Annotated in this window: 20 protein-coding genes; 7 read left to right on the forward strand and 13 right to left on the reverse strand. The window is 67.7% G+C overall.

Annotated features, from left to right (window positions below; translation table 11 throughout):
- Positions 1-4 precede the first annotated feature (4 nt).
- The 8 genes from B5F79_RS09690 to B5F79_RS09725 form a co-directional block, all read right to left on the reverse strand.
- A complete protein-coding gene (locus B5F79_RS09690) occupies positions 5-2,617 on the reverse strand; it encodes a DEAD/DEAH box helicase (RefSeq protein WP_087220867.1) in 2,613 nt (870 codons plus the stop codon).
- Between the two features lie 2 nt (positions 2,618-2,619).
- Positions 2,620-4,371 (reverse strand): site-specific DNA-methyltransferase, encoded by a 1,752-nt coding sequence (locus tag B5F79_RS09695; RefSeq protein ID WP_087220870.1) that lies wholly within the window; start codon positions 4,369-4,371, stop codon positions 2,620-2,622.
- A gap of 770 nt (positions 4,372-5,141) precedes the next feature.
- Complete coding sequence (locus B5F79_RS09700) at positions 5,142-5,537, reverse strand: hypothetical protein (RefSeq protein WP_087220873.1); 396 nt, start codon at positions 5,535-5,537, stop codon at positions 5,142-5,144.
- Between the two features lie 436 nt (positions 5,538-5,973).
- Complete coding sequence (locus B5F79_RS09705; protein ID WP_241147310.1) at positions 5,974-7,509, reverse strand: hypothetical protein; 1,536 nt, start codon at positions 7,507-7,509, stop codon at positions 5,974-5,976.
- Between the two features lie 194 nt (positions 7,510-7,703).
- Positions 7,704-8,573 carry a GIY-YIG nuclease family protein gene (locus B5F79_RS09710; RefSeq protein WP_087220876.1) on the reverse strand — a complete coding sequence of 290 codons (870 nt, stop codon included), beginning with the start codon at positions 8,571-8,573 and terminating at the stop codon, positions 7,704-7,706.
- Positions 8,574-8,707: 134 nt separating this feature from the next.
- Complete coding sequence (locus B5F79_RS09715) at positions 8,708-9,985, reverse strand: PBSX family phage terminase large subunit (protein ID WP_087220880.1); 1,278 nt, start codon at positions 9,983-9,985, stop codon at positions 8,708-8,710.
- Positions 9,978-10,406: a hypothetical protein gene (locus tag B5F79_RS09720; RefSeq protein ID WP_087220928.1), complete on the reverse strand. Its 429-nt coding sequence runs from the start codon at positions 10,404-10,406 to the stop codon at positions 9,978-9,980. Before B5F79_RS09720 ends, B5F79_RS09715 begins: the two co-directional genes overlap by 8 nt.
- Before the next feature lie 67 nt (positions 10,407-10,473).
- Positions 10,474-11,169, reverse strand: a complete 696-nt coding sequence (locus B5F79_RS09725; protein ID WP_087220883.1) for a metalloregulator ArsR/SmtB family transcription factor — start codon at positions 11,167-11,169, stop codon at positions 10,474-10,476.
- Positions 11,170-11,284: 115 nt separating this feature from the next.
- Between B5F79_RS09725 and B5F79_RS09730 the strand changes: the two genes are divergently transcribed.
- Positions 11,285-11,845 (forward strand): DUF5714 domain-containing protein, encoded by a 561-nt coding sequence (locus B5F79_RS09730; protein WP_143786286.1) that lies wholly within the window; start codon positions 11,285-11,287, stop codon positions 11,843-11,845.
- Here the strand turns inward: B5F79_RS09730 and B5F79_RS09735 are convergent.
- The 3 genes from B5F79_RS09735 to B5F79_RS09745 all read right to left on the reverse strand — a co-directional run bounded on the left by B5F79_RS09735 (position 11,842) and on the right by B5F79_RS09745 (position 15,492).
- A complete protein-coding gene (locus B5F79_RS09735) occupies positions 11,842-12,276 on the reverse strand; it encodes a hypothetical protein (RefSeq protein WP_087220886.1) in 435 nt (144 codons plus the stop codon). The genes B5F79_RS09730 and B5F79_RS09735 overlap by 4 nt on opposite strands.
- Positions 12,277-12,524: 248 nt before the next feature.
- Entirely contained in the window at positions 12,525-15,311 is a 2,787-nt protein-coding gene (locus tag B5F79_RS09740) for a phage NrS-1 polymerase family protein (RefSeq protein ID WP_087220889.1), read from the reverse strand.
- Entirely contained in the window at positions 15,289-15,492 is a 204-nt protein-coding gene (locus tag B5F79_RS09745) for a helix-turn-helix domain-containing protein (RefSeq protein ID WP_087220893.1), read from the reverse strand. The genes B5F79_RS09740 and B5F79_RS09745 overlap by 23 nt, the downstream gene beginning before the upstream one ends.
- A gap of 273 nt (positions 15,493-15,765) precedes the next feature.
- Between B5F79_RS09745 and B5F79_RS09750 the strand changes: the two genes are divergently transcribed.
- From B5F79_RS09750 to B5F79_RS09775, 6 genes are all read left to right on the forward strand, one after another.
- On the forward strand, positions 15,766-16,452 hold the full coding sequence (locus B5F79_RS09750; RefSeq protein ID WP_087220896.1) for a helix-turn-helix domain-containing protein: 687 nt from the start codon (positions 15,766-15,768) through the stop codon (positions 16,450-16,452).
- A 91-nt stretch (positions 16,453-16,543) separates the two neighbouring features.
- Positions 16,544-16,930: a helix-turn-helix domain-containing protein gene (locus B5F79_RS09755; RefSeq protein WP_087220899.1), complete on the forward strand. Its 387-nt coding sequence runs from the start codon at positions 16,544-16,546 to the stop codon at positions 16,928-16,930.
- Positions 16,931-16,935: 5 nt separating this feature from the next.
- Positions 16,936-17,133: a hypothetical protein gene (locus B5F79_RS09760; protein ID WP_087220902.1), complete on the forward strand. Its 198-nt coding sequence runs from the start codon at positions 16,936-16,938 to the stop codon at positions 17,131-17,133.
- Positions 17,134-17,135: 2 nt separating this feature from the next.
- Positions 17,136-18,536, forward strand: a complete 1,401-nt coding sequence (locus tag B5F79_RS09765; protein WP_087220905.1) for a site-specific integrase — start codon at positions 17,136-17,138, stop codon at positions 18,534-18,536.
- Positions 18,537-18,692: 156 nt separating this feature from the next.
- On the forward strand, positions 18,693-20,339 hold the full coding sequence (locus B5F79_RS09770; protein ID WP_087220910.1) for an S-layer homology domain-containing protein: 1,647 nt from the start codon (positions 18,693-18,695) through the stop codon (positions 20,337-20,339).
- Between the two features lie 2 nt (positions 20,340-20,341).
- The gene (locus B5F79_RS09775; RefSeq protein WP_087220913.1) at positions 20,342-20,554 is read left to right on the forward strand and encodes a DUF3006 domain-containing protein; all 213 of its coding nucleotides are present in this window, start codon (positions 20,342-20,344) and stop codon (positions 20,552-20,554) included.
- Positions 20,555-20,914: 360 nt separating this feature from the next.
- Here B5F79_RS09775 and B5F79_RS09780 read toward each other — a convergent pair whose 3' ends face one another.
- Complete coding sequence (locus B5F79_RS09780) at positions 20,915-24,457, reverse strand: RCC1 domain-containing protein (protein ID WP_087220916.1); 3,543 nt, start codon at positions 24,455-24,457, stop codon at positions 20,915-20,917.
- A 133-nt stretch (positions 24,458-24,590) separates the two neighbouring features.
- Complete coding sequence (locus B5F79_RS11160; RefSeq protein ID WP_206391113.1) at positions 24,591-25,811, reverse strand: hypothetical protein; 1,221 nt, start codon at positions 25,809-25,811, stop codon at positions 24,591-24,593.
- Between the last annotated feature and the right edge of the window lie 552 nt (positions 25,812-26,363).

Here is a 26,363-nt window from a genome sequence, read left to right on the forward strand (position 1 = left end):
CCCCTTATCCCAGAATCTCGCTGCCGAACTCCGCCAGCGTGAACGCGTTATCCGCGTCCGGCGCCTCGCGTTCGAACACCATGAAGTATCGGAACCCGGCGCCGGCCATGTCGGCCCACCGCGTTCCCAGACGCAGCTTCCGCCTGGCGTCCTCGGCCAGATGCTCGCCCTTGGTCTCTATCGCCATGAGGACGCCGTCGTCGCGCAAAGCGAGGAAGTCCGGGTAGTGGTTGACAAACCCGTTGATGCCGAACTCCCCGGGCTTGCGCTCCACCACGCGGTGCCACCACCTCACGCGTCGGTTGTTCGCGAGCAGGTCCACCATCTTTCGCTCCAGCCCGTCGACGCGGCCGTCCTCGGCCTCATAGAGCGCCCCGTCGTAGGCAGTCATAGGGGTTGCTTGCACGAACGACTCGGGGAACCGGTACGCCGGCTCGAGCCGCACGTCACCCCGCGAGAGGAGCTTTCCGAAGCGGTCCTCGCAGAAGTCGTCGGCGAGCCCGCGCACGGCGTCCGTGACGGCGCGTGCGACGCCGCCCACGCTGTGGAGGCACGCGTCCACGACGGGCGAGTCCATGTCGTCCACCACGCGGGCGATGTAGCCCGTGAGCTGGGCGCTCCCGAAGGTGTTCTTGAACTGAGAAGACATCGCCTGGAGGACGAGCGCCTTCAGGCTCTCGCGCTTGCCCTCGTCTGACATGTTGGCGAAGAGCATCGCCATGTTCTTCCTGACGTCGTCCTCGAGCCAGCGGATGCGGTACTCGTCGGAGTCCGAGGCGAGGTCGACCTCGCGCGCCTCGGAGAACGTGTCGGGGTCGACCTTCACGTCCTCGATGCCGTACTTGGACAGCCTGAAGTCCGCGAGAAGGTCCTCGCGGTCGAGCGGCTTCCACGTCTCGTCATCGGTGAACAGGCCACCGTCCACGCGGATCATGAACTGCGGGACGGCGAGCTCCCTCGCCGAGTCTGAGACCGCCTCGCGCATGCGGTATACGTTGGATCCCCCTCCCAGGCCGCCGAGCAGGGGGCCGGCGTCGCCCGAGCCGGCCTCCTCCTCGAAGCGCTCCTCGACGTGCTCGGAGGTGCCGATGATGTCGTCCACGGACGCGGGCACGGCGGCGTCGCCGGCGCTGTCGGGCACGGTCAGGTCGAGCCCGTCGAGGTCGAGGTCGTCTCCCTCGCCGCCCTCGGGGTCGTCTGCCGGCTCGTCCGGGAACTCGATCTGGTCCTGCTGCGCGGGTACTGCGGGCGCAGTCCCGGCGGCCTCGACGTCCTCGCGCGAGAATCCCACGCCGTTGAGGCCGTCGACCACCTGCGTGAGGGTCGCGTCGAAGTCCGCGGACGCCGTGAGCACGTAGGCGATGTTGAGGCTGCGCGCCCCCGCGCGAGCCGCGTGGGGCTGCCTCAGCACGCGCCCCACGATCTGCTCCACGCTCACCTGCGAGCTCTTGTTGGCGACGGTGGCCAGCACGTAGGCGAAGGGGCAGTCCCAGCCCTCGGCGAGGGCCTCCACGGTGATGATGAAGCGTATCGGACACTCGCGGCTCATGAGGTCGGCCCCGCCGATCTCGTCCACGTCGCCCGTCCGCACGGCAATCTCCTCGGCAGGGATGCCGCCCTCGACGAGCTTGTCCTTGAGCCTCTGGTAGGTCTCGGCGCCCTCCGTGCCGCGCCGCTCGGCCTGGAAGAGCACGATGGGGCGTATGTAGCGCCCGGTCCTCTTCTCGTCCTGCTCGGCTATCGCCTCGAGCCTGCGCTGGAGCGTGACGGCGTCGGCGATGGTAGTCCGCTTGTCGGGGCGGCGGTACACCACCACGGGCAGCTTTACCATCTCCTCGCGCTTGAGCTGGCGCGCGGTCGCCTGCGCGATCACGTTCGCGCCCCTGGCCGGCGTAGCCGTGAGCTCCAGCACGAAGCGGGGGTTGAGGTTGCGAAGCATGTCCAGCGAGAGCTTCGAGCGCGCGTGGTGGCTCTCGTCCACGACAACGATCGGGTTCGTGCCCGCGAGCGCGGTGATGAGCGCCGTGTCGTCCGCGCCCTCCACGTCCACGGCGGTGCCGGCGTCACGCTGGTGGGCGGTGAGGCCGGCGAGCGCCGAGTTCTCCGCGTAGGCGCGCCTCCCGTCCTTGTTCTTGAACGAGTCGTAGGAGAGCACGAAGAGCGTGAGTTGCTCGCCGACGGTCGACGCGGTGAACGAGCGGCCGCGCAGGCCGTCCTCCTTGTCGAGCACCTCCACGCGCCCGCCGAAGTCGCGGTCGAGCGCCATGCGCAGGAAGTGCCCGGGGTTGCGGAAGTTGCGGAGCGTCTGCGACAGGATCTCGCGCCTCGGCACGAGCCACGCCACGACGTTGGCGGCCGAGGGCAGCGCCTCGGTCAGCACGCGCACGGCGCTCGCGCCGATGAAGGTCTTGCCGCCGCCCGTGGGCACCTTGACGCACACCTTCGGCGCGCCGCCGAGGTCGTCGCGGTAGCGCTCGACCCCGCCCTGCCCGGGCGTGAGCCCGACCGCGTTCATGAAGACGCCGTAGGCCGTCGACGCGTCCCTGGTCATCGCGTACGTCCTCGCGAAGCGGCCGACCTCCCTGAGGACGTCCCTCTGGTACTGCTTCAGCTCCATGGCTAGATCCTCGCTATCTGGTCGGGCACGCGCTTGAAGACGACGCCCATCTCGTCGAGGCGCTCGGGCGCGATGGCGCAGCGGTCCGCGTAGATCACGGTCGGCGCGCCCTTGCGCGGGAGGCCCCGCAGAAGGTCGTAGGTGAGCGCGGTCTCCTTGCCGGGCTCCCAGGCGAGGTAGTAGACCGCTTGGGCGCGCTCGCCGAGGAGGTAGGGGTGCTCGTCCGTGAGGTCCTCGTAGGGCGCACGCGTCTCGGTCGCCCAGACGTAGCGCGCGAGGTCGCCGCGCGTGACGGCGGGGTCGATCGAGCCGTCCGCCCGGAACAGCGCGGGGCCGAGCTCGTAGTAGGAGAAGCCGGAGTCGATGCCTGCGACCGCGCTCTTGCCCTCGCCGTAGCCGTGGATGACGCGGCGCACGCGCTCGGAGGTGACGGTGTCGGCGTAGTCGTCGAGCTCCACGAGGATGAAGCGACGGGAGCCGCCGTCTTCGGCGTTCAGCCTCAGCGTAGCGTGAGCAGTTGTTCCAGAGCCGGCAAAGGAGTCGAGAACGAGCGCGTCGTCACCAGCCGCCACTTGAAGCACACGTTCTATAAGGCGTGTGGGCTTTGGAGTATCGAAAGGAATCTTTCCGTCAAAGACGGACTTAAGTTCTTTCTTTGCTTCGTCGGTGTGTCCGACTTCGCTATGAGGCCACCAATTGGTAGGAGGCAAGCCCTCGACATTGGAAAGATAGGTCTTTCGACGAACACCTCCATTCCCGCCTCGCGTGAAAAACAGGCGGGGCCATTGGCCACGCTCCATAACACTACTGGCGAGACGTCTCGCCTCTTCAAGTGGGACAGAGAGAACCAATCCGAGAACATCCTGGCGAACTTCACCAGGACGTAAATTGCAAACAAGTCCACGCTCTGCCTCATCATGAAGATTGCACAGTTCATAGGGCGCCCATCCGTTCATGATTTCGAGCAGAGATTGCTGCTGAAAACGCCAGTGAGCATCTTGCGTGGGATATATCATCTTCCCGGTAAACGGATGCTGGACTGCATAGACCATGCCCTGATGAGATGCTCCACCAGGCGCAAATGCCGAAGTATTCTGCCACGGGCCATTTGGGTCGTTGTCAGGATTTTTGTACTTAGCATCCATATCGGCCGTTCGAGGAAGTTTGTTTGGCTGCCAGCCAGCACTTTTTCCGTATACAAGAATGTGCTCGACTTCCGTGGGAATACCCTTGGAATCATTACGCATGGAGTAGGTTCTCTGCCAAGAAATATCACCTACAAAGCACAACGGGGCGAAGATCTCGTCGCAGATGAGCTTGAGGTTAGCGAGCTCCGTGTCGTCGATGCTGATGAAGATCGCCCCCGTCGGCGCGAGCAGCTTCCGCAGCAGCTGCAGCCTCGGGTACATCATGCACAGCCACTTGTCGTGGCGGCTGAAGTCCTCGCCCTCCTTGCCGACGACCTGACCGAGCCACTTCCTGATCCTCGGGTCGTTCACATTGTCGTTGTAGACCCACCCCTCGTTGCCGGTGTTGTACGGCGGATCGATGTAGACGCAGTCGACCTTCCCCTCGTACTCCGGCAGCAGCGCCTTCAGCGCCTCGAGGTTGTCGCCGTGGATGACCATGTTCCCGCAGTCAGAGCCGTGGCTGTCCAGTACGCCCTTCTCGGGCACGCGCTCGAGCACGCGATACGGGACGTCGCGGTGGTGGTTGACCACCTTCTCCTTACCCATCCAGTTGAGAGTCGGCATTGACGCACATCCAATCCGGCACACGCCGTGACGGTCCATAACACAATGCAATCATTATCCCACAGGGACCGGTCATGTTGAAAAGTCAGGGCCGTGCAAGGCGAGAAGAACGAGAAGAACGTCGGCACGTCACCATGCTCGATCCGAACGACCCGAGATAAACCCATTGCCGTAGCGACCACCTGGACGCAGCCCAATCCTGCTCGAGTTTTGCCCGCCGCCACCCGGGGTGCCGCCACCGCCGTCCGCTGCCCATCGAGGGCTGTCCGCAGCCCGCCCGCCTCCGCTCCGTTGCGCGCACGGCTCGGGCCCGCCCCGCCCCACGCGCGAGGGCCGGTCCCACGGCCGCCCCGCCCGCTCCGGCTGTGTATTGCGCCGCGGCTCGCTCCAGCCGGCTGCGCCCTCGCATCGCGCCCGGCTCGGTCCGGCCGGCTGCGCCGTCCACCCCTCGCGGCGGGCGCATGCTTCGGGCTCCGCCGTCTGTCGCTCGCACCGCGCGCATACACAGCCTCCGCGTCCGGGGCGGCCTGACGTCGGTCAACCTTCGCGAGGGGCGGGTCGGCCCCTCGCTGCGGCGCGCACTCCGCTACGGCAGTCGGGCTGCTGCGCCGTCTCGCTCGTCCGCTGCCGGCAGTGTCGGCACCCAGCCCGGCGGCGGGCGTCCCGGCGCGAGGCCCGTGCCCGAGTGCGACGGGGCCGTTGCCGAGGCCGCCTCCGGCAACCGCGCCGCGCGCGGTCCGGCTCCGCCGGTCCCGGTCGCGGCCGCGCCCTCAGCGGTCGCCAGCCCTCCGCCAGGCGTCCGCCTCGTCGTCCCAAGCGAGCTCGACGCCGCCGGCGAGCTCCTCGAGCCTCGCGAGCGCGACCCCGAGCCACTCGACCAGATCGTCGCAGGGGCCCATCGCCCAGTGGGTGATGTAGCGGCACTGCGAGAAGCACGCGTCCCCGAGCGTCTGCACGTCGTCGATGCGCGAGAGCTCGCGCCTGAGGCCGCGCACGTCGTGCAGGGCGATGTCGTAGCGCTCCTCGTACGAGTGCCCGCAGTCCATCCTGAAGCCGAGCCCCCAGAAGCGCTCCGCCCAGTCGAACCTATCGAGCGCGGCGGCGCCCCACTCCTCGATCCTCTCCCTGAGCTCACGCGCGAACCGCGCGACGTCGCGTCCCTCCACGACATCCTCCCTTCCTCGTCCGAGACGATTGTCCCACAAGGGATGACGAGAAGAACGACGCTTCGCAACAGTACGTCTGACCTGAGCCTCGTTTTCGACAGACGATAGAGAATTGTCGACAAGTACAGGGCGAGAAGAACGTCGAGAAGGACGAGAAGGGCGATTGTTTCGCCGCCCGCCCGGCACCGCCGCCACCGGCCGCTGCCAACCAGGGGCCGAGCGCGCCGTGACCGCCGCCGCTGCGTCGCGCGCACGGGGCGTCCGTGCCGCCGTCGTGCGCGCGGAGGGCAGTCCCACGGCCGCGCCCCGCTCCGGTCGCGTCTTCGCCGCCGACTCGGGTCAGCCCGCTGCGCGGTCTGCCCTCGCCAGGGGGCTCAGCCGCTTCCCTCCGCTCTCGCGCGGCCTGCAGCGGCCGATGCGGGCGCGCACGCCGTCGTCACGCCCGCCCGGCGGCGCGCGCCTTAGCGCCGTCGGCCCCGGCGCTGGCGGATCCGGCTCGCCCGCGCCCGGCGTCGCCGGTGCCCGACCGGGCGGCGCCCCTGCGAGCCGTCGCCTCGTCCTCGCCATGCCACTTTGTCCGGTACTCCCACGGCTCCAGCAGCCCCGCCGCGACCTCGTCCATGTCCTGGCGCTTCTCCGCCGTCGTGTCCGTGATGATGCTGTCGTCGAACGTCACGCGCACGAGACCCTCGTCGGGGAGCTCCACACCCAGGCGACGCTCAGCCGCCATGAGCGCCCGGCAGATGCCCGCGAGCGCGCCCTCGAGCGCGCGCTCGTGCCGGCGTATGTTCCTCATCAGCGCGCTGTTGTCCGCAGACACCTCCGTGGCCGTCTTCACGTAGCCGACGTTCTCGAGGTCGAAGTAGTTGATGCCGAAGCCGCAGAGGTCGCCGAGCGTCTGCAGCGCCACCCGGAACGCCCGCGCCTGTGCCTCGGTGCGCAGCGTCGGCGCGAACTCGTGGATCGTGTCCTCGGTCGACATGACCTTCCTGAACACCGTGCAGTCCTGGCGCCCGAACGGGATGGAGACGCGCCCGCCCTTGCCGTCGCGCTCCGTATCGAACATCACGTCCGAGAGGAACACGCGCATCTTCCCGTTGTCGATCTCGCTCATCATCGCGTCGTAGCACAGGTCGACCGCCTGGATCGCGTCCACCGCGTCCGCGAACACGCTCTGCCCGTAGGGCGACATGTCCACGCGCGTGTTGTCGATTGCCGGCTTGACTATCGAGAAGGTCGGCCATACGGAACCCGTGTCGTACACCGGGCACACGCCCTCCGGCTCGACCCTGTTGCCGTCTCGGTCGAAGCACGCCGTGACGATCCGGTACGTGCCCTCGCCTGCATCGTCAGTCAGGCGAGAAGAACTCGAGCTCGCGCCCTCTCCGAGAGATTCGCTTGGCGAGAAGAACGCGCCGCCCGCGCCCCTCAGGTGCAGCTGCACCTGGTCGACGGCCCTCCCGCGCCAGAACGCCCGCGTCACGAACGCGCACTCCGTCACGCCCTCCTCGTCCCACGTGAGCGGCACGACCATCCGCGCGTCGTAGCGTCGCACGCGCACCTCGCCCGCGCCCGCGTCCACCCAGAGCGCCCACGCGCCCGTGCCCAGGCCGAACGCCCGCACAACGCACTCCTGAGCCGAGGCGAGAAAGCCGGTCCGCGCCATCCACGCCGCGAGCCAGTCCGTGCACGCCTGCTCCGCGCACGCGACCTGCGTCCGGTCGTTCAGCAGCAGCGACCCCCACTCCCGGCACACGCGCATGGCGGGGTGGATCGAGCGCCGGTGCACCTCGTACACCCGCCCCACGCCGTCCGTGTCCCTATAGTCGTAGAAGTCCCCGAGCGCCCGCATCCACCTATCCCACGCCCGGATGTGAGGCTCCATGTCCTCCAGCGGCAGCGTGAACCCGAGCGACCTCAGCCACTCCCTCACGTGCTCCGGCACCCAGTACTCGTCATCCAGCCCCTGCACAGCGCACCTCCCGCCTCGTCCGAACACGCCCATTGAACCCGCCCGTCACAAAGGTCGAGAAGAACGCCCGAGATTCAGCACCCAACTGAATCTGCCAGTTTGATGAGGCGAGAAGAACGCGCGGCAACCGTCTCCGGTTACTGCGCGCCCGTGCGTCTTCGCACCATCTTCGATTGGACGAGAAGAACGCCCGTCTAGTTATCGTTGTATCCGTGAGCCCGCGTGTCGAGGCAGTCCTTCCACCACTGTTCCCGCTCCAGCACCTTCTGCGGGTCGTAGCTCATGCCGAAGTACTCCAGGAGCGTGAACTCGAAGTTCTCTCGGAAGTACCCCTCGCCCTCGCGATCGTAGAGCTCTCGCAGCTTCTTGTTGCCTCCGTGCTTGGAGTCAAGGTAGCTGCCCCAGCGCGCCGCCACGCCGCCCTCACCGGTGGCAGAGCCTATGTAGAGCTTTCCGGTCCTGGTGTCCGTGAGGCAGTAGACCCCGGTCACGCTCTCTAGTGCGTCATGGTAGGAGGACATGATCTCGCGCCTGAAAATCCTGTCGAGCTTCGCGTAGGGCAGGTGCACGCGGTCGTACCCATCGAACGCCTCGCCGGTGTAGAGCGCCGGCAGGATCTCCTTCACCGTCGCCTCGCCGAGGAACTTGTCGAGCCTGAACACGTAGAGCGAGAACTTGTTGCCCTTGTGGAGGTTGATGATGAGCCTCCCGAACAGGGGCGCGTAGGTCTCGAGAATCCGTACCGTCGCATATCCGTTCTCGCTCCCGTACTCAGGTGTGTCCACAATCTCGGCGGCAGACACGAAAAGCCACTCGTCCTGGCGGTAGAGGCGCATGAAGCTGAACACCCAGTTGCCCTCCCGGAAGTTCCTTCGGTCCGGCCTGTACCAGGTCCAGTACGAGCACCTCTTGGCCAGGCCGGCCGCTCTTTCGTCCTCCGGACGGTCGAGCCATCGGTCGATGAACGGCTCCTTGGTCTTTCCGTCGTTCATGTTCAGCTCGATCTTGCTGTTCTCAATCCGCTCTTCCGTGAGGTTGAGGATGCTGTTCAGAGGGATGTTCATGGCACACCTGCCCGCATAGCTGCAATTTACTAGTTCATTTTAGGCGAGAAGAACGCGCGGCGACCATTTCCGGCTATCGCACGTCCATACATACATGCACCATCATTTAGCTGCCGAGAAGAACACCCGCGTCGCTACCCTCTCAGCACGTCGTCCATCATCGCGTAGCGCACCGCGTCGATCGAGTGGTCGTTGCCATCGGGAATGTCGTCCAGCCACGTCCCGTCGCGGTCGCGGTCGTACTCCTTGAGTCTGAACTCCTCGTAAGCCAGGGGCGCCCGCTCCGGGTCGATCACGATCTCGCGGAGCCCCGCCAGCCACTCGTAGGAGAGCCTGCGCATGTTGCTCTTCCTCGCAGGGCGCACCCGCAGCCCCGCCTCGCGCCGCCACACGGCCATGCTCTGCTTGCCGTCCGGCGTGTCGTCGCACCAGATCAGCTCGTCGTGCAGGTAGGTGTCCTCGCCGGGTCCGTCCGCGTAGGTGAGCGCCGAGGCCACCATCGCCGCCGTCTCGCTCGGCGTCTTGCGGTTCGCCGAGAGCTCGCCGAAGATCGTGAGCCTGCGCTCGCCGGGCTCCCACCCGCAGCGCACGAACCGCCACGGGTCCGGGAACCAGCCCCAGTCCACGCCGCACCGCGTGCGCGAGAAGCCCCGGCACGCCGCGTCGGACAGGCGCACGCTCACGACGTTGTTGAAGACCGAGCCGCCCGTTCCCGTGACCTCTCCCAGGTACTCAGAGCGCCACGCCTGCTCGTCGACCTCGCGCAGGTACTTGGCCTCCTCCACGAAGGGGCCGCCCAGCCACTCCGGGTGGCTCTCGATCACGTCGAGGTAGCTCGACTGCCGCACGAGCGTGTCCGAGCGCCGCTCGCGCTCCAGCTTCTCGCGGTTCACCCAGGACCACAGCGTCCTCGGCGGGTTGTAGCTGTAGAAGATCCAGAAGTCGTCGCCGCCGCGCCGAAGCGAGTTCAGGATGCTCCTCACCGCGTCGATGCCGTCGAACTGGTCCAGCTCCTCGAACCAGACCACCGCAGCGTAGCCGCGCGCGAACTTCACACCCTTGAGCTTGAGCGGGTCGTCCGCCCCGCGGAACACGATGCGCTGCCCGGTCGGCAAATAGGTCAGCTCCATCGGAGAGATGCGCGCGTGGAACCACGCGTCGAGCCCCAGCGCCGCGATCGCCCACGTCATCTGCGAGAACACGGAGTCGCGCAGCGTGTTCGAGAACCTGCGCACCACCACCGCGTTCGCCTCCGGGTGCGCCAGGAGGAGAAGGACGACGCACACGGAGATGAACGAACTCTTTGTGGAGCCGCGCCCGCCGTGGAGCCAGTAGTGCGTGTGCCCGTGCGCCATCACGTCGCCCAGAACGTCGTGAAAGCGCGGGATGACGAGCGAGGAGGCGTCAACCATCGGCGCGCTCCTCGCCGAGCCCGTCCAGCGGCAACCTCTCCTGCACCGGCTGCGCCACCACGCCGAGCACGATCCTGGGCGCGGCGTCGGCCCTGGTGTCGTCGCCCTTGCGCTCCGCCTTGCCGAACTCTTCGGGGTACTTGCGCTCGAGGAGCCACGCCGCCGCCGTCCAGTACTGGTTGCGCGCCAGCGCCGCCGAGCGGATCGTGGTGAGCAGCGTCCGCTTGAACGCGCTCTCCTCCTTTTTTAGTCCCTCGCTTAACGCGCGCTGCAGCCTGTTCTTCGGGTCGCCGATCCAGCGGTAGAACGTCGACTCGTGGATGCCCAGCGCGCAGATGATGTCGCCGTTGGAGAGGCCGTCCGCCTTGAGGCGGATCGCCTCGTCCACCATCTCCTGCGTCAGCTTCGGACGCCTCGCCATGCGAATCACCCCCGTGAAGTCCAATAGGTCTCTCACGGTGGATTCTCGCCACGCGTCACAAGAAGGGTCAGCGGGCGAGCTCTTTCAGCGCGTCCCCGAGCGCGGAGATGCGCTCGCGGTCGAGGGTGTAGCGCAGCCAGCGACCGTCTTTTCGGGCGCTGACCAAGCCGCACTCGGTGAGGAGCTTCATGTGGTGCGAGAGGGTCGGCTGCCCGATGCCGAGGCCCTCGAGGAGCTCGCAGGCGCAGGTCTCTCCGCCCTCGGCGAGGGAGGCGACCACAGCGAGCCGCCGCTCGTCGGCGAGCGCCCGAAGGACGTCGGCGCGCACGGGCGCGGTCACGCCGGGAATCTCGCCGCGCTCCACGCGGCATGCCAGGTCGCGCACCCTCGCCTCGATGACGCGGGCGGTCTCCCGGAACGCCTCGGGGCCGCGGCCGGCGGGATCCTCGAGCCCCCAGTCCTCGCGGTGCGCGCACGGGAACACGGGGCACCGGACCCCGCACCCCATAGTCACCACGATGTCCGCCTCTCCCAGCTCGTCGAGCGTCTTGGGGCGCAGGCCCGTTCCGTCTATGCCGTAGAGCTCCGAGAGCGCCCGCAGCGCACCGGGATCGACCTCGGGCACGGGGTCGGTGCCCGCGGAACAGGGGTCAAGCACGTCGCCCGCGATTTGGCGTGCTATTGCTTCCGCCATCTGGCTCCGGCACGCGTTGTGCGTGCAGACGAAGGCGACGCGCGGCCGCCCGATGCTCCGTGCTCCCATGTGGCCCTCCCTGTTCTGAAAGCGTGACTCACGCAATTATTCTACTATATATCGACGTTCTTCGATGTATAATATTTCGACATCCATCAATGTGTTTACAGAAAGGGGAGCTATCATGGCTACGAGCAACGACGTCCCTTCCTGGGCTTCCGTCATCTGCGAGAACAGCACCTCGACCAGCCCTGCGGACATCCTGGAGGACCTCATGGCAGCGCCCGAGTGCGCGGCGTTCGGCCCCGTCCACCACTTCCTCGTGGGGGCCGCCCTGCTGGCGTCCGTGCGCAACGCCACGGGTTCGGGCGACCTGAGGGGGCAGCTCCAGGAGCTCTCCGAGCGCTCTGGCGCGGTTCCCGGCGGCGCGTGCGCGCGCTGGGGCGTGTGCGGTGCTGCCGCATCGTGCGGCATGGCGCTCTCGATCCTGCTTGGCAATGCCCCTCTCAAGGCCGAGGGCTGGAGCGAGACGCAGAAGATGGTCGCCGACCTGCTGGGGCAGATTGCCCAGGCCGGCTCCCCGCGCTGCTGCAAGCGCGACTCTCGCGTGGCCGTGCGGGGCGCGGTCCGCTGGTTCAACGAGGTGCTGGGCGTTGACCTTCGGCAGCCGACCTCAGAGCCGGTCTGCGCCGTCTCGTCGGACAACGTCGCGTGCATCGGCGCGCGCTGCCCGTACCACGGTTAAGAGTGAGAGCGGCGGAGCGAATCACCCCGCTCCCGCTTCCCCGCAAGCCCGTACTTCCTGCACAGCCGCGAGTTCCGCTGCCGCATCCTGTCCCGCTCCCGCCGCACGTCGTCTATGTCGGCGGCGTCCTCGGCGTGCGCCCGCTCGCGCTCCAGCTGCTCGTTGAAGGCCCGCTCCTGCGCGAGGTGGTACTCCTCGGTGCACCGCCGGCACATGCCCGTCTGGCGGTTGATCTTCACGCCCACCGCCCCGCACTGCGGGCACACCGTCTGCACGGCCAGCGAGCAGTGGATCCTGCTCGCGCGCATCTCCACCGCCCGAACGGAGTGGCGCACGCCGCACCTCCGCTCGATCTCGGCGGCGGCGAACTCCGCTCCTCGGAAGCTCACCTCGCGCAGGACGTCGTCCTGCTCCTCCGTCCACCAGCTCATCTCCGCCACCCCCTCGGACCGACCGCCTCATGCCCGGTCAAGACAGAGACGATGCCCCTGAGCAGGACGAACGCCCCCCTGTCTCGACGTCTTGACCGGTTTCCGACCCAGAGCCCCCGTGCGCGTGCGCGCCCGCGCGCGCCCGCCCGCGCGCGAGGGGCCCGTACCCACCAACCCAGTCAAGACGGAGAGACAGGAGCCGGACGCGGCCACCCTCACCAGCCGGAACCCCCGTCTTGACTCGTGTCTCAACATGGCCCGCCCCCTTGAGACGGCGGGACGCTGGGCGCCGCCCCCGCCGCGCGGTCGAGCAGCGCCTCCAGCGCCTGGTTGTCGATGCAGACGCAGTAGACGCGCGTGTCGCCGAAGCGCTTCTGCCGCGTGAACCCGCGCCCGCGCCCCTCAACCAGGAGGCCCTCGTCCGCCATGCGGCGCAGCGTCTTCTGGCGGTCGAAGTTCGCGTCGGCGAGCGCCCGGTCGAGCACGGAGGAGAACACCCACCAGCAGAACCCCGGTCGGTCACGGTACTGCTCCACGCACCCCCAGCGCTCCAGCCGGTCCATCTCCGCCGAGCTCTCGAAGTGCAGCCGGCTCCTCACCAGCCACTCGGCCACGAACTGGATGGCCTTGAGGTCGGTGTCGGTGCCGTCGGCGCCCGTGGCGTTCACGAGCGCCCACGAGGCCATGCGCATCGCGCCCTCCAGGCACGCCGCCCACTCCGTCCCCGGCGCGAACACGTAGAACTGCGCGAGCGCGTCGGCGAGCGCCAAGAGGGCCACGTTGTCCGCCTGCGGGTGGCCGTTCGCAGCCTTGCCCACGGCGTCGCGCAGGCGCCGGAACTCTCCGGCGTAGAAGGCGGGGTCGTTGCGCCTCAGCGCCTCCACGAAGGCGCGCCCGGCCGTGCCGTGCTCGGCGGCAACGAGATGGTGCATCGCCTGGGCGGCGCGCACGTCGGCGAAGGGCTCCCCGCAGAGCTCGAGCGTCCTGTTGGCGGCTCCCTGCTGGGTCGACGCCCCCACGATGGGGATCTCGCCGGTGGCTATGGTGAGGCTGTGCCAGCTTCCCGCCCGCATCATCGAGCGGTCGCTGTTCAGCGCCCCGCGCTCGTGCCCGAGCGAGAGGGAGTACAGAAGGTCCTCCACCACCTGGCGCTTCCCGGCCTGCCCGCCCACGGCGCCCTTGCTCTGCAGCTCGTCCACGATCACCGGGATGTCGTGCAAAAGCGCCGCCGCCCGCACGATGCTCTTCGGCGTGTCTGAGAAGGTCCGGAAGTAGCTGTCCGCTCCCTCGGTCGGGTCGCCCCACACCGACCCCGCCGCCTTCAGCGTAGGCGTCTTGCCCGAGCGGCTGCGCCCCCACAGGTACACGATGAAGGTCTGCACGCCGAGAAGCGAGACCAGCGGCGAGGCGAAGCTCGCCGCCATCACGCACCGGAACGCCATCGAGGAGGCTCGCGCGGGCGCCACGCCCGCGACCCAGCCCTCGAGCGTCCCGGCCGGCTCCATGAAGGCTCGGGCCTTCACCGCCTCGTCCGGGCTCGGGTCGAACCTCACCTTGCCGCCCGCGTCGTAGGGCATGAAGGAGGAGAGCGCGCCCTCCGCCCAGCCCAGGTGCGTGACGCTCCTCGCGCGCGGCCGCGCCCAGCCCCAGCGGCGCTCCACGTCGGTGAGGTAGCGCACCACGTCCTTGGCGTTGGCCGAGGAGACGTTCGCGCCCATGGGCGCCAGCGCCCCGATGATCTTGCTCTGGTTGAGCAGCACGTCGCGGTCGAGGGCGCGCTCCCGCACGCCGCCCGGCACCGTCACGCGCACGAGGGCGCGCACGTCGCCGGTGTCCACGTCCACGAGGTCGGTGGCCACCCAGGGCGCCGTCGAGCTCACCGAGCGGCGGAGCTCGCCGTCCCGGTCGCAGGCCCAGAGCCTGCCCTTCGCATCGACCCGCCAGCCCTCCGCGGAGGGCGCGTTCTCGAAGTCGGGCGCCTCATCGCCCGCGGCGGCCCCACGTCCCGTACCCCCGCGTGCCCCGCCCGCGTCGGCAGACGAACATATGTTTGTGTTGTGAGCGGCAGGGGGCTTGCCTTTCTGCCTTCTTGCGGCCCTCGGCCTGTAGAACTCCGTGGCTCCCGAGATCGCGCGCTCTATCGTCTGCGCGCCGTAGGTGGTGCCGCCGCGCCTGCTGTCCCACTTGTCCCGCATGAGCCCGGAGGAGCGGAAGATCCTGTCCATCCGCGCCGCGTCGCCCGCGCACCAGAAGGCGAGGTGCGAGCACAGCGCCATGTCGGCGGCAGAGTGGTCGCCGCCCTGCGCGGAGGTGTCGCCGGCCATGAGGGCGCGTATGGCGTCCCCGTTGCGCGAGGAGCACATGCGCTCGATCAGCTCGGCGTCCGTCATGCCCCCGGCGCCCGCGCCCGCGGCTGCCTCGCCCAGCCTGGGCTGGGCCGTTGCCGCCTCCGGCTCGATCCACGTCCGGTACGCCCGCTCGACGATCCCGGGGTTCTCGGCCAGCGTGCCGCGCCCCTCGAAGACGTCGCCCGTCACGGTGAAGTACCGGTCGTGGTCGTACATCTCCACCACCCGGCCACCCGGCTGCCTGCGGCGGCTGCGCTCAGCCCAGTCGGGCTTCGCGCCCCGGAAGATCAGGTGCAGCCCGTCGCCGGAGGGCGACACCTCCGTGTAGGTGCCGGCCTCGTCCATCACCCAGCGGTATTCCGCGTCAAGCACGCCGTCGACAAGCACATGGTCGAGGTCGAGCCCCGTGAACGCCCGGTCGGGCCCGAACACGAACCCCACGCCGTCGCAGCGCCAGCGCCCCACGGCGGCCACGGCCTCCCCGAAGGTGGCCCACGTCGACGGGTCCGTGCTCTTGGCCATGCGGCCGTTGTGGGCGTCCACCGGCAGCTTCGTCGCCCTGCCGTTCCGCTCCTCGCGCCGCCAGCACACCCAGCGTGCCTCGGCCTTGAGCTCCGCAGGGACGCGTGCCAGCGCGTCGGCGAGGGAGCCCGCCTTGTGTGGGCTACTCGCGGCCCTCTCCGTCATTCGAGGCCCCCTTCTTCGCGTTCTTGAAGATCACGTCGCGGCAGATCCGCCAGCGACCGTTCACCTTGTCGGCGGGGATCCGCCCCTCGCGTATGCCGCGCGTGATGGATCCCTCGTGCTCGCCCGTCACGTCGGCGAGCTGCTTGGGGGTCATGAAGTACGGCAGCTCCTCGAAACTCATCTCTCGCTCCCTCTCATCCGATTTGCCTCTGGACCGCACGCGCGGCTCCGCCCCTTCTGTCACGAAGTGGCACGTTTCGTCGCCGTGCAGCGGTAGAATATCACAGGAATTGTCAACAAATGAGATTCTTTGCAAGATTTGAGGTAGAATGACCCTATACGATTGAACGGCTTGTCAACTAGTGATAGAATCTGTTGCGAAGCGTAACAACGACACGGAGGGCGCCGAGGGCACCCCTCCACAGGACGAACACATCCGAGAGAGGCGGAGGGCATGGCGAGCAACCTTCTGAAGCTCCGCAAGGCGGCGGGCTACAAGAACTCCAACGAGTTCGCGGTGGAGTACGAGATACCGACCTCCACCTACGCGCGCTACGAGTCCAACCCCGACAAGATCCCCATGGACCGCGCCTGGCAGCTCGCGGACATCTTCGGCACCACCATCGACGCCATCGTCGACCGCGAGGCGCCCGACCCCGCGTGCATGCGCGGCGAGGTGCAGCTCGAGTACGACGGGCTCACGCCCGAGGCGAGGGCCCTCGCCGACGAGCTCCGCGAGTTCGTGCTCATGAAGGACGCCAAGATCCGAGAGCGCAGGCGCCGCGAGGAGGAGCGCCCCTACGAGGCTCTCTGCTACCAGTACGAGCGCCAGATGCTCGCGGAGATGGGCGAGGGCGCCGCCTTCGGCGAGCTCGTCGCGTTCGAGAGCGCCGAGGCCGCGCGCGCCGCCTTCGAGTCCTTCCTCCGGGAGCAGGCGGCGAAGAAGCGCGGCAAGCACCCGCTCAAGGCGCAGGAGCTCATCGACAACAGGACCATCGAGAGGATCATGGCTGCCTACGACCGCACCCACGGCGAGTTCGAGCTCGACGGCACGCGCGTGCTGTGGGGCTCCGTCGACCACGGCGTCGCGGTCGAGTACGACTCCGAGGCGAGCGCGAGGGGCGGTGATGCGAAGGCGTAGAAGGAGAAACAGGTGGGCCCGCGGGAGCTGGCACTCCCGCGGGCCCGGCGTCCGGTCCAGAGGCAAATCCAGAAGGGACGGTGACAAGTATATGTCACTAGCCGCAACCTCCCAAACCCCCTACAAGCCCATCAGCGGCAAAAGAACACTCCAGCGCCTGCGCCGCGAGGCGGGCTACCGCTCCGCGAAGGAGTTCGCCGAGGCGCTCGGCATCCCCGGCTCCACCTACGCGCGCTACGAGCGCGCCGGCGACGGCGCCGACTGCGGCATCCCGCTGCCGGCGGCGTGGCAGATCGCGGACAAGCTTGGCTGCTCCATCGACCTCGTCATCGGCCGCGAGGACATCGACGCGCCCGAGCCCGAGGGAATCCAGCCCCGCTACGACGCTCTCAGCCCCGAGGGCCGCGCCCTCGTGGACAGCTACCTCTCCTATGTGGAGCTCGGCGAGCGCGCCGCCCGCTCCCAGGGCAGGAGGTGAGCGCCATGACCAAGGCCGAGAAGAACCTCAGCGTCGTGTCCTTCTCCCTCACGGACGGCTCCGGTAACGAGGTTCCCGCCGTCGCCCTCGTCGCCGCCCCCGGCGAGGCATTGCGCCTCGACGAGCCCTGGCAGCGTGAGCTCGCCCGCGACCTCGAGTGGCACTACCGCCCGCCCTACGTCGTCGTTGGGGACGGTGAGTAGCCATGGCAAAGGTCACGGGCGAGGGCACCATAGTCCAGCTCGAGAAGGACAAGCCCAAGAGCAAGTGCCGCAAGTGGCAGCTGCGAGTCCCCGTGGGGCTCGACCCCCGCACGGGCAAGTACAAGACCCGCACGAGGCGCTTCAACGGCACCTACACCGAGGCGAAGAAGGCCCTGCGCGAGTTCATCAAGGAGATCGAGAACGACGAGGTACACAAGAGGTCGGGCACGACCATCAAGGAGTGCGCGGAGGACTTCATGACGAGGCGCCGTGCGTCCGGCGAGTTCACCGAGAACACCAACGTGACCTACGAGCGATTCTTCAAGGCAATCAACCGTCACATCGGCTACGCCGACGCCTCGAAGGTCACGCGAGAGACGCTCGAGAAGATGTACGCCGCCATGCGCTCCGGCGACACCCTCTCCGGCAAGCCCGCCAGCGGCACCTATCTCAACCAGATCCACAAGACGCTTAAGCTGCTGTTCGACGACCTCGTGAAGGACGGTGTCGTCGCCAAGAACCCCTGCTCCGAGATGGACACGCCGCGCAGGGACACCCAGCCCCGCCGCGCCCTCAAGCCGGAGGCCATCCGGGAGTTCATAGCGCAGCTCGACTTCACCCGGGAGGCCGACATCGCGTACTTCCTCGCGGTCAGCACCGGGATGCGTCGCGGGGAGGTCTGCGGCCTCTCGTGGCGCGACGTCGACCTCGAGAGCCGGGTCATATCGATCCGCAAGTCCTACGACTGCTTCGGGAACCTCAAGGACCCCAAGACGAAGGCCGGCGTGCGGCGCCTCCCCATGCCCGACTCCGTCCGAGACGCCCTCGTCATGCACAAGGAGGCGCAGAAGGCCCGCATTGACGAGTACGCGGCGGAGCAGGAGAGGCTGGCGAGGAAGAACGGCGAGAAGCCCGGAAAACGCCTGGAGCAGAGCGAGAGCACCCCGGTCGTTCTCAGCACGACCATGGGCAGGCTCAGCCCAAACGTGCTCGAGGCATGGTGGCTGCGCGACCGCGAGACGCTCGGCCTCAATGGCTGGGCGTTCCACGAGCTTCGCCACTCCTACCTCTCCACTCTCGCCCTGAGGGGCGTGCACCCCAAGGTGATGCAGGAGCTGGCCGGCCACGCCTCGAGCGAGATCACGATGGAGATCTACACCCACGTGAACATGGAGGCCAAGCGTGCGGCGGCAGACGTCGTGAGCGACCTCTTCTCCGAACCCGTCGAGGCCGCCCCCGCCGTCACTCCGATCGTCCAAGTCGAGCCCCGCGTCATCAACGGCGGGCGCCGACTCACCCTCGTAAGCTCACCTCGTGAGCGCGTGGAAAACGCCCCTGAAAGTACCTCAGAGCAACCCCAAGAACGATTCGTACCGGATTCGTACCAGGCGGCAATCCGCTGAAAGGAGGTCAAAAGAAACGATACCTTCTACCTGCGCATTTATTCGCCCTTTCGGACCAACCGGCCTCCTACGTCATTAGCTCGCAGCTAAGGTTTCCGTCCGGTGCGGGTGCTACGCTGCACTCATCTGCAAGCCAGGTGAGAGGATGGTGTAAGCATGAGGGGAGCAGGGGGCATGGCGTCGCTCTTCGCTTCCGTCGCGCTCGCGCTGGGGCTCGCCGCGGCGCCCGCGCCGGCGCTGGCGAGCGAGTTCCCCGACGCCCAGGGTCACTGGGCGGAGGCCACGGGCGTCATCGACCGGGCGGTCGAGACCGGCATCATGGGCGGCTACGCCGACGGAACCTTCGGCCCGGATGACTCTGTCAGCCGCGCACAGGTCGCCACCATCCTGTGGCGCTCCGCGGGCGAGCCCGAGGCCGACGCCCCGGACTTTCCGGACTGCGACTACTCCGAGGCGTCGTTCTACGGTGACGCCGTCGAGTGGGCGCGCGCCGAGGGCGTCATCGGAGGCTACGCCGACGGCAGCTTCGGCCCCGCGGACCCCATAACGCGCGAGCAGCTCGCCAAGGTCCTCGCGTCCTACCATGCGGCGCAGGGCGGCGACGTGTCGAGCGACGCCGACCGCCTGCTCAGGTACTCCGACAGCGCCGGCATCTCCGACTTCGCCGAGCAGGGCGTCTCCTGGTGCGTGGAGAACGGCATCATGGGGGACTCCGCCGCGCTCAACCCGCAGGGCGGCGCCACGCGTGCCGAGGCGGCCAAGATGGTCCTCGCCTTCATCGACGGCGGGACCGAGCGCCCCGCGCTCCTCAAGGTGCACTTCCTGGACGTGGGCCAGGGCGACTCCTGCTTCGTGGAGCTCCCCAACGGCCAGACCATGCTCGTCGATGCCGGGACCTCTCAGTACGGCCAGCGCGTCGTGGACTACGTCCGCGGGGCCGGCTACGGGAGCATCGACTACGTGGTCATGACGCACCCCGACGCCGACCACATCGGCGGCATGGCCCGCGTCATCAGCAGACTCCCCGTGGGCCAGATCCTCGCACCGGCGTGCGGGAGCACCACCCAGACCTGGGAGAACCTGCTCGACACCATCGCCGCCAAGGGCATGACCATCACCACGGCGACGGCCGGGACCTCCGTGGTGCAGGCGGGGGAGCTCAGCGTCAGGTTCGTGGCTCCCGCGAGCATCGTCGAGGGGGAGACCAACGAGAACAGCGCGGTCACCTGGATCGACTACGGCGGCAGGACCTACTACCTCACTGGGGACGCGGACGCCTCCGACCTCGCCGCCGTGGCGCCCGGCCACGCCGACGTCCTCAAGGTGAGCCACCACGGCTCCAACACGGGCACCTCCCAGGTCCTTCTCGGCCGCGTGACGCCGAGCAACGCCGTGATCTCCTGCGGCGCCGGCAACTCCTACGGCCACCCCACCCAGGCCGTCCTCGCCATGCTCTATGCCAGCGGGGCCAACGTCTACCGCACGGACCAGCAGGGCAACGTCTCCAGCTACAGCGACATGGACGAGGTCTGGTTCTCCACCGCGCCGGCCACCCAGCCCGCGCCCACACCGGATCCCGACCCCGCACCGGTGCCGGACCCCGACCCCGCGCCCACGCCGGACCCCGAGCCCACGCCCGACCCGGGCCCGGACATGAGCATGACGGTCTACATCACCAGGACCGGCGAGAAGTACCACCTCGACGGATGCCGGCATCTCAGCAAGTCCAAGATTCCGACCACCCTGGGTGACGCCAAGGCGCGTGGCTACGAGCCCTGCGGGACCTGCAACCCTCCGGCGTAGCCATGCGCTACATCGTTGACAGGCTCGAGGGCGACGTCGCCGTCCTCGAGCGGGATGACCTCGAGTTCGTTGACGTCCCGCTCTCTCGGCTTCCCGAGGGCGTGCGCCGGCACGACTGCCTCGTCGAGAAGGACGGGGAGTGGAGGCTCGACCCCGACCGCACCGAGGCCAGGAAGCGACGCATAGACAAGAAGATGCGCGACCTCTTCCGGTAGGCCGGTTGGAAGAGCTGCCGACAAGGACCGCGGGCCCCTTGCCAATCCAAGCGAGGGGCCCGCGTCGTCTGATCCGAGCCGCCACGTGGGCGACGCCCTATGGCTCCACCTGGAGCAGGAACTCCCGAAGGACGGGGACGTCAAAGTCAAGTTCTGCCATGTGCGGCGGTACCATTCCGAAGGTCGGAGTGAAGGGATTTCGATTCGACACTGCCGCTCCCTTTGCGAGTTTCGACTATTTTTGCGAGTTTCGACCCCGGGCGCTGTCGCAGCAGCGAGACCAATCGTCGCAGACAGAGGGGCGGGGCGGCGCCGACAAGAGCGACCGCCCCGCCATTCGAACGCCCCGTCAGGAGCCGCCTACAGCTTGCCTGCCTCGTCCATGCGCATGAGGATCGTTGCGAGCTCGGCCCTGGAGCAGGTGCCCGTTGGGTCGAGCGTCCCCTTGCCCGTGCCGGTGATCACGTGCTCGGAGACAGCCCACCTCATGGCCTCCCGTGCGAACGCGGAGACGGATTCCGCGTCGGGGAAGTCCGAGAGGTCGGCCTCGCCCTCGGGCTCGCCCGCGCGCCGCCAGAGGACGGTCGCGGCCTGCTCGCGCGTGAGGCTGTCCGCCGGGCCAAAGAGCCCGCTCTCGTACCCGGAGAAGACGCCCGTCCCAAGCGCCCAGGAGACGGGCGCGGCGTAGAAGGACTCGGGGTCGCAGTCCGGCAGGAGCGGCGCGTCAGAGTCCGGCTCGTCGGCGAGGCGCCAGAGCACGGTCGCCATCTGCGCGCGGGAGATGGGGTCCGCGGGGCCGAAGGTGCCGCTGGCGTAGCCCGTCATGGTGCCGGAGGTATCGGCGAACATCACGGCGTCCCAGTACCAGTCGCCCTCGCGTACGTCGGGGTAGGGGCTTGTCAAGTCGGGGGAGTCGCCTGCGGCCAGCGTCTCGTGATCCACGCGGATGGGCGTCGTGACATCGACGCCTTCGTTCTCATAGACCCTCCCGCTCTCGTGCGAGGCGAGGGTCGCTCCGCCTATCTCTCCGCTGATGGAGATTCCCTCGCCATCCTTCGTGAGGCTGACCTCGCCGCTTGCGTTACCGCTGATGGAAAGCAGGCCCGTCTCGGAGTCGCTGACCAATCTGTCGGTCGAGAGGAACGCCTCAAGCTCGTAGGACTCGTCGCCCCGTATGGCAAGACTCTCGCCCCAGCTGACGGTGGCAGCATCGATGCCCTCGCCGGAAACAGAGCAGAACTCGCCCTGAGCGTCGTACGCGCTTGCGTCGAGGGTTCCGCCGGGCGAGCTGAACGTGAAGCGCTCGCTCGGCGTCGTTTCTATGACGAGTGCCGAGCCCTGGTTTCCGGCAATCGTCGAGATGTCGATGACCTCGAGGTCTCCCGAGAGCTTGTTGCCGTCATACCGCAGCGTTTCCCCCAAGCTGTTGGTGACATCCACGGGCTGGTTCAGGGCCAGCTCGATGGTTACGGAGGCGCCCTTCTCCCCGGCTGCGAGCGGTTCTGCAGCGGACGTGGCTGTCGCCCCGTATATGGGCAGCCTGTCGAGGTCGAGCAGATGCATCGCCTTGTAGGTCGTCTCGTCGGCTATGACCTTGCTGTCGTTGCCTATGAGCTCAAAACCGGAGAAGTCCCCATCGATGATCATGATGGTGAAGATCCCCTCTTCGGCACCCTTCTTGCCCCGTGGAACCGTGTTCTCGTCGTAGAGCTTCACGATGTATCTGTCGTTGCGCTCGTCATAGGTGGCGCCTATGACGAGGATGGCATGCCCCGAGTCTGAATAGAAGTACTCCAGCATGCGCACCGACCCGTCTTCCGGGGTCTCGACGATTTCCTTCAGGAAGTCCCGAAGTTCGCTATTCTCACCTCGATAGTTGGTGAGGCCTTCTATGAAGCTCGGTCGCGTTGCGGACTCTATTGCGGCGAAGTCGTCGCCTCCCGTGTCCACAAACTGGGAGAGCTGGTAGAAGGTGATCGCGTCGAGGAGCTTCTCGTCTTGGCAGGGGAGGGGCAGCGAGAAGTACGTGTTCCCTCCACTGCTTATGCTTGAGAGCGGGAGGATTCCCGCATAGGTGAGCCCCATCGTGGCTGCGATGCCGTAGCACGAACCGTTCCATTCCGAGCTCTCCCTCGCTTTGACCGCGTTGAGGACACCTGCGGAGGAGCACAGATCTGCCAGGGCTTCATGAGCGGAGACCGAGAGGCTGTAGTCGTCGACTCCTGAGAATCCCACGTTCTCGCCCGTCCCCGTGTTGGAGTGCACGAACGAGTTGCTGTGGGTCCCTATCCTGAACTCCTTAGTCGGCGTAATGCCGCCGGGATTGCTGGGGTTGTCGGGGTCCAGCGGAACGTCGGGTTCCGTACTCAGGGAGTCGATCTTAATCTTCACGGGGGTGGTTCTGTCCGTCTTCGTTCCGTCGCCGACCTGCCCGTACTTGTTGTGGCCCCACATCCAGAGCGAGCCGTCCGTCTGGATGGCGGCAGAGGTCCCCGCGGATTCGAGCGTCACGGATACCACATCATCCAGCACCCTTACGGGCGCCGGGCAGTCCTCGGTCGATCCGTTGCCGATTCCCCCGCTGTTGTTAGCCCCCCATAGCCAGAGCGATCCGTCGGACAGCACGACGGCATTCCTGCTGCCGATGGGCCCCTGGGCCCATGAGACGCCCTCGATCACTTCTGCCGGCGAGCGGACGCTTCCGCCTGTCCTCCCGTTGCCCGCCTGACCGCGGTCGTTCAGGCCCCACATCCACAGCGTGCCGTCGGTCGCGAGCGCTGCAGACGTGAGGCTGTCCTCCATGAACGCTTGGGAAACGCCGCCCATTACCTTGCCGGGCGTCGACGTCTCCCCACCTCTTCCCAGCTGGCCGTAGTTGTTGCTTCCCCAGGTCCAGAGCGATCCGTCGGTCTTGACGGCGGCGCCGTTGATTCCCGAGATCGACGCCGAGGAGACGTCGCCCATCACCTTCGTCGGATGGCAGCTGTCAGCGGTGGTACCGTTGCCGAGCATTCCGTACTCGTTGCGCCCCCACGTCCAGAGGGTCCCGTCGGTCTTGAGGGCCGCCGTCATGTTGCCGGGCGACACCCAGGCAACGTCGTCCATGACCTTGACGGGCGCATAGCTCTTTGTGAGCGTTCCGGTGCCCAGCTGACCGTACGAATTATCGCCCCACATCCACAGGGACCCGTCGGTCTTGATGGCTGCCGTCGTGCTGGCGGAGGATTCCACCGTGGCCACGCCATCCAGTATTTTCGTGGGCGCGGCGCTGTCGTCCCAGCTCCCGTTGCCGAGCCTCCCGCTCGTGTTCCTGCCCCACATCCACAGGGAGCCGTCCTCCTTGAGCGCGCTCACGGTGAAGTCGCCGTGAAACCGTACCGAGGCCACGTCGTCCATGACCTTGCGGGGCGTCGGGTCGCTTCCGCTCGGGTCCGGGTCGAGGTTCCCGAGCTGCCCCCATGAGTTGTTCCCCCACATCCAGAGGGACCCGTCGGTCTTTATCGCCGCGCCGTTGCTTTTGGCCAGCGCCACCGAGGCAACGTCGTCCATGATCTTGACGGGGACCGGGTTGTCCTCCTTCGTCCCGTTGCCGAGCTCCCCAGAGTCGTTGTGCCCCCATGTCCAGAGCGAGCCGTCGGTTGCGACGGCAGCCGTGAAGTCGTGTTCCAGCTCGACCTGGACGACTCCGAGCTCCTCCTCGCCGAGCAGGGTGGCCTGACTCTCCAGGAGGTCCGAATCCGCGCTTTCCGTAGCCTCTTCAGGCCCCGCTGCGGCGAGGGCTGCGGCGGGGAGGGACCCCGTCACGAGGAGCGCGGAGAGCACGACGGCGAGGACGCTTCTCAGCCGGCCCGCAATCGTGGAGGTTCGTCCCACACGGTCCTTCTCGGCCCTTGGCCCTTTCATGGTGGGTCCCTTCTTCCGGTGGCTTTGGTGGCTCCAGTGGCCGAGGCGGCGGAGCCCCGACCTCTTGCGTGGCGGGGCTCCGCGTCAGCTCGTCGGCCGTGCCGAGGAACGCTGGTGTCGGCTACGCGGCAGCTCAGACGCCCCACCAGCCGATGCCCTCGTCGTGCCAGCCCGCTGCCACGAGCATGTCGCGCTCGGAGGCGTCGGTCGTGTAGTGGTGGTCGCCGGCGTTGGGGTTGTAGAGGCGGTAGACCGGGGTGCCGGAGGAGGCCGGCGCGGTCCAGCCCGTGCCCTCGTAGACCCAGCCCACCGAGGTGAGCACGTCGCGCTCCGCGGTGGAGAGCGTGTAGAAGTGCTCTCCGGAGTTGGGGTTGTAGAGGCGGCACATGGACATCGTGGAGCCCTGGGTCTGGACGGAGAGGGCCACCTGCGTGAGGCTGCTGAAGGGCACGGTCACCTTGCCGCCGAAGACGGGGTAGGTTCCCCTGAGGACGGCGTGGCGCCTGTCAGAGACGTAGCTGGCGGTCTCGGCACGCCAGGTCCAGACGTCGACGAACGAGCCGTCGTACTTCTCGTCAACGGGGAACGTGACCCATGCGGTGCCGAAGCCCTCGCTGCTCTGGGAGGGGCCGACCGTGAGGCTGAAGTCAAAGACGCCCACGACCTCGCCGTCATCGATGCTGGCGACGAGCTCGGCGCAGGCGGGGTCGTCTGCGGAGAGGCGCGTGGCGCTTGCCGCGAGGGCGGCGGGGTCGCTCTGGTACAGGGAGTCGAGCCAGGGGCTCTCGATCAGCTGCATGCCCACGCCGGAGCCGCCGGAGACGGCTATGTCGCGGCCTCCCGCGCCCGCGGCGTACACGAGGTCGATGTCAAAGTTCGTGACCCGTCCCTCCGCGTCCGTCCCGGTGGCGGTGATGACGGCCCTCTCGACCGGCTGCTGAGAGATGGGGACCATCATGATGGTGACCGCGGTGAAGTAACCGCCCGTGGGGGACGAGAGGACGGAGTCGCTGCTGGTTATGAGCATGCCGTCAATCTCCGCCACGTCGGGAGAGGTCCAGGACCACGAGGGGGCAAGGCCGTTCCTGAAGGTGTCCTCCCCGCCGACCATCTCGACGGGGACGTCGTACTCTGCCCTGAGGTAGCGCTGGCGCTCGCCGGGATCGGTGAGCTCGGGGTACATGATGTTCCCGAACTGCTCCGCCTCCTCCATGGACTGGTACGTGCAGACGTACACGCCTCGCTCGGCGGAGATCGAGTAGCCCTCGTCGTCCTGCGCGAGCGCCGCTGCCGGAAGGAAGAGCGCCGCCATCAGGAGCGCGGAAAGAGCTGCCAGGAACCTTCTTCGAATCATCGGTCTCTCCTTCCACGTGGACACGCGTCCAGCATAAAAACGCATATCGTCCCGCAGTCTTGCGGGAATCAGACAAGAAATCGAAGGGCGACGGTAGACGTGCGCGGAAACAGGGGAAACGCTCGTTCCTGAAAACGTATGCCACGGGGGAGCGGGGAGGTTGATATGTTCGGCCAGCGAAGCCAATTTGCGCTCCGAGCGCTTGCGTTCCTTCCGGCCCTGGCGGCGAGAAGAGCGGCGAGAGGGACGCGGCTTGCCGCCCGCCGACGCGCCGCGCGCGCCCGCCGAAGGTGACGCCGCGGAAACGCCCCGCCCGCCGCCGGGGCTTAAGGTTTCCTGAAGCACCCCCTGAGGCACCCCTCGGAAACGGAGGTACCAGCCATGCGCAGGAGCATGAGGCACGCGATCCTTTCGGCCGCCGCGGCGGCGGCCGTCTGCCTGGGGGCCCTGCTCGCCCCGGCGCCCGCCCGCGCCGACTACCTCGGCTTCGCCGACGTGTCGCCCTCGGACTGGGCGGCCGAGCAGGGCTACATAGCCTACGTCGCCTCCGAG

Source organism: Olsenella sp. An285 (assembly GCF_002159625.1).
GTDB classification, from domain to species: Bacteria; Actinomycetota; Coriobacteriia; order Coriobacteriales; family Atopobiaceae; genus Thermophilibacter; species Thermophilibacter avicola.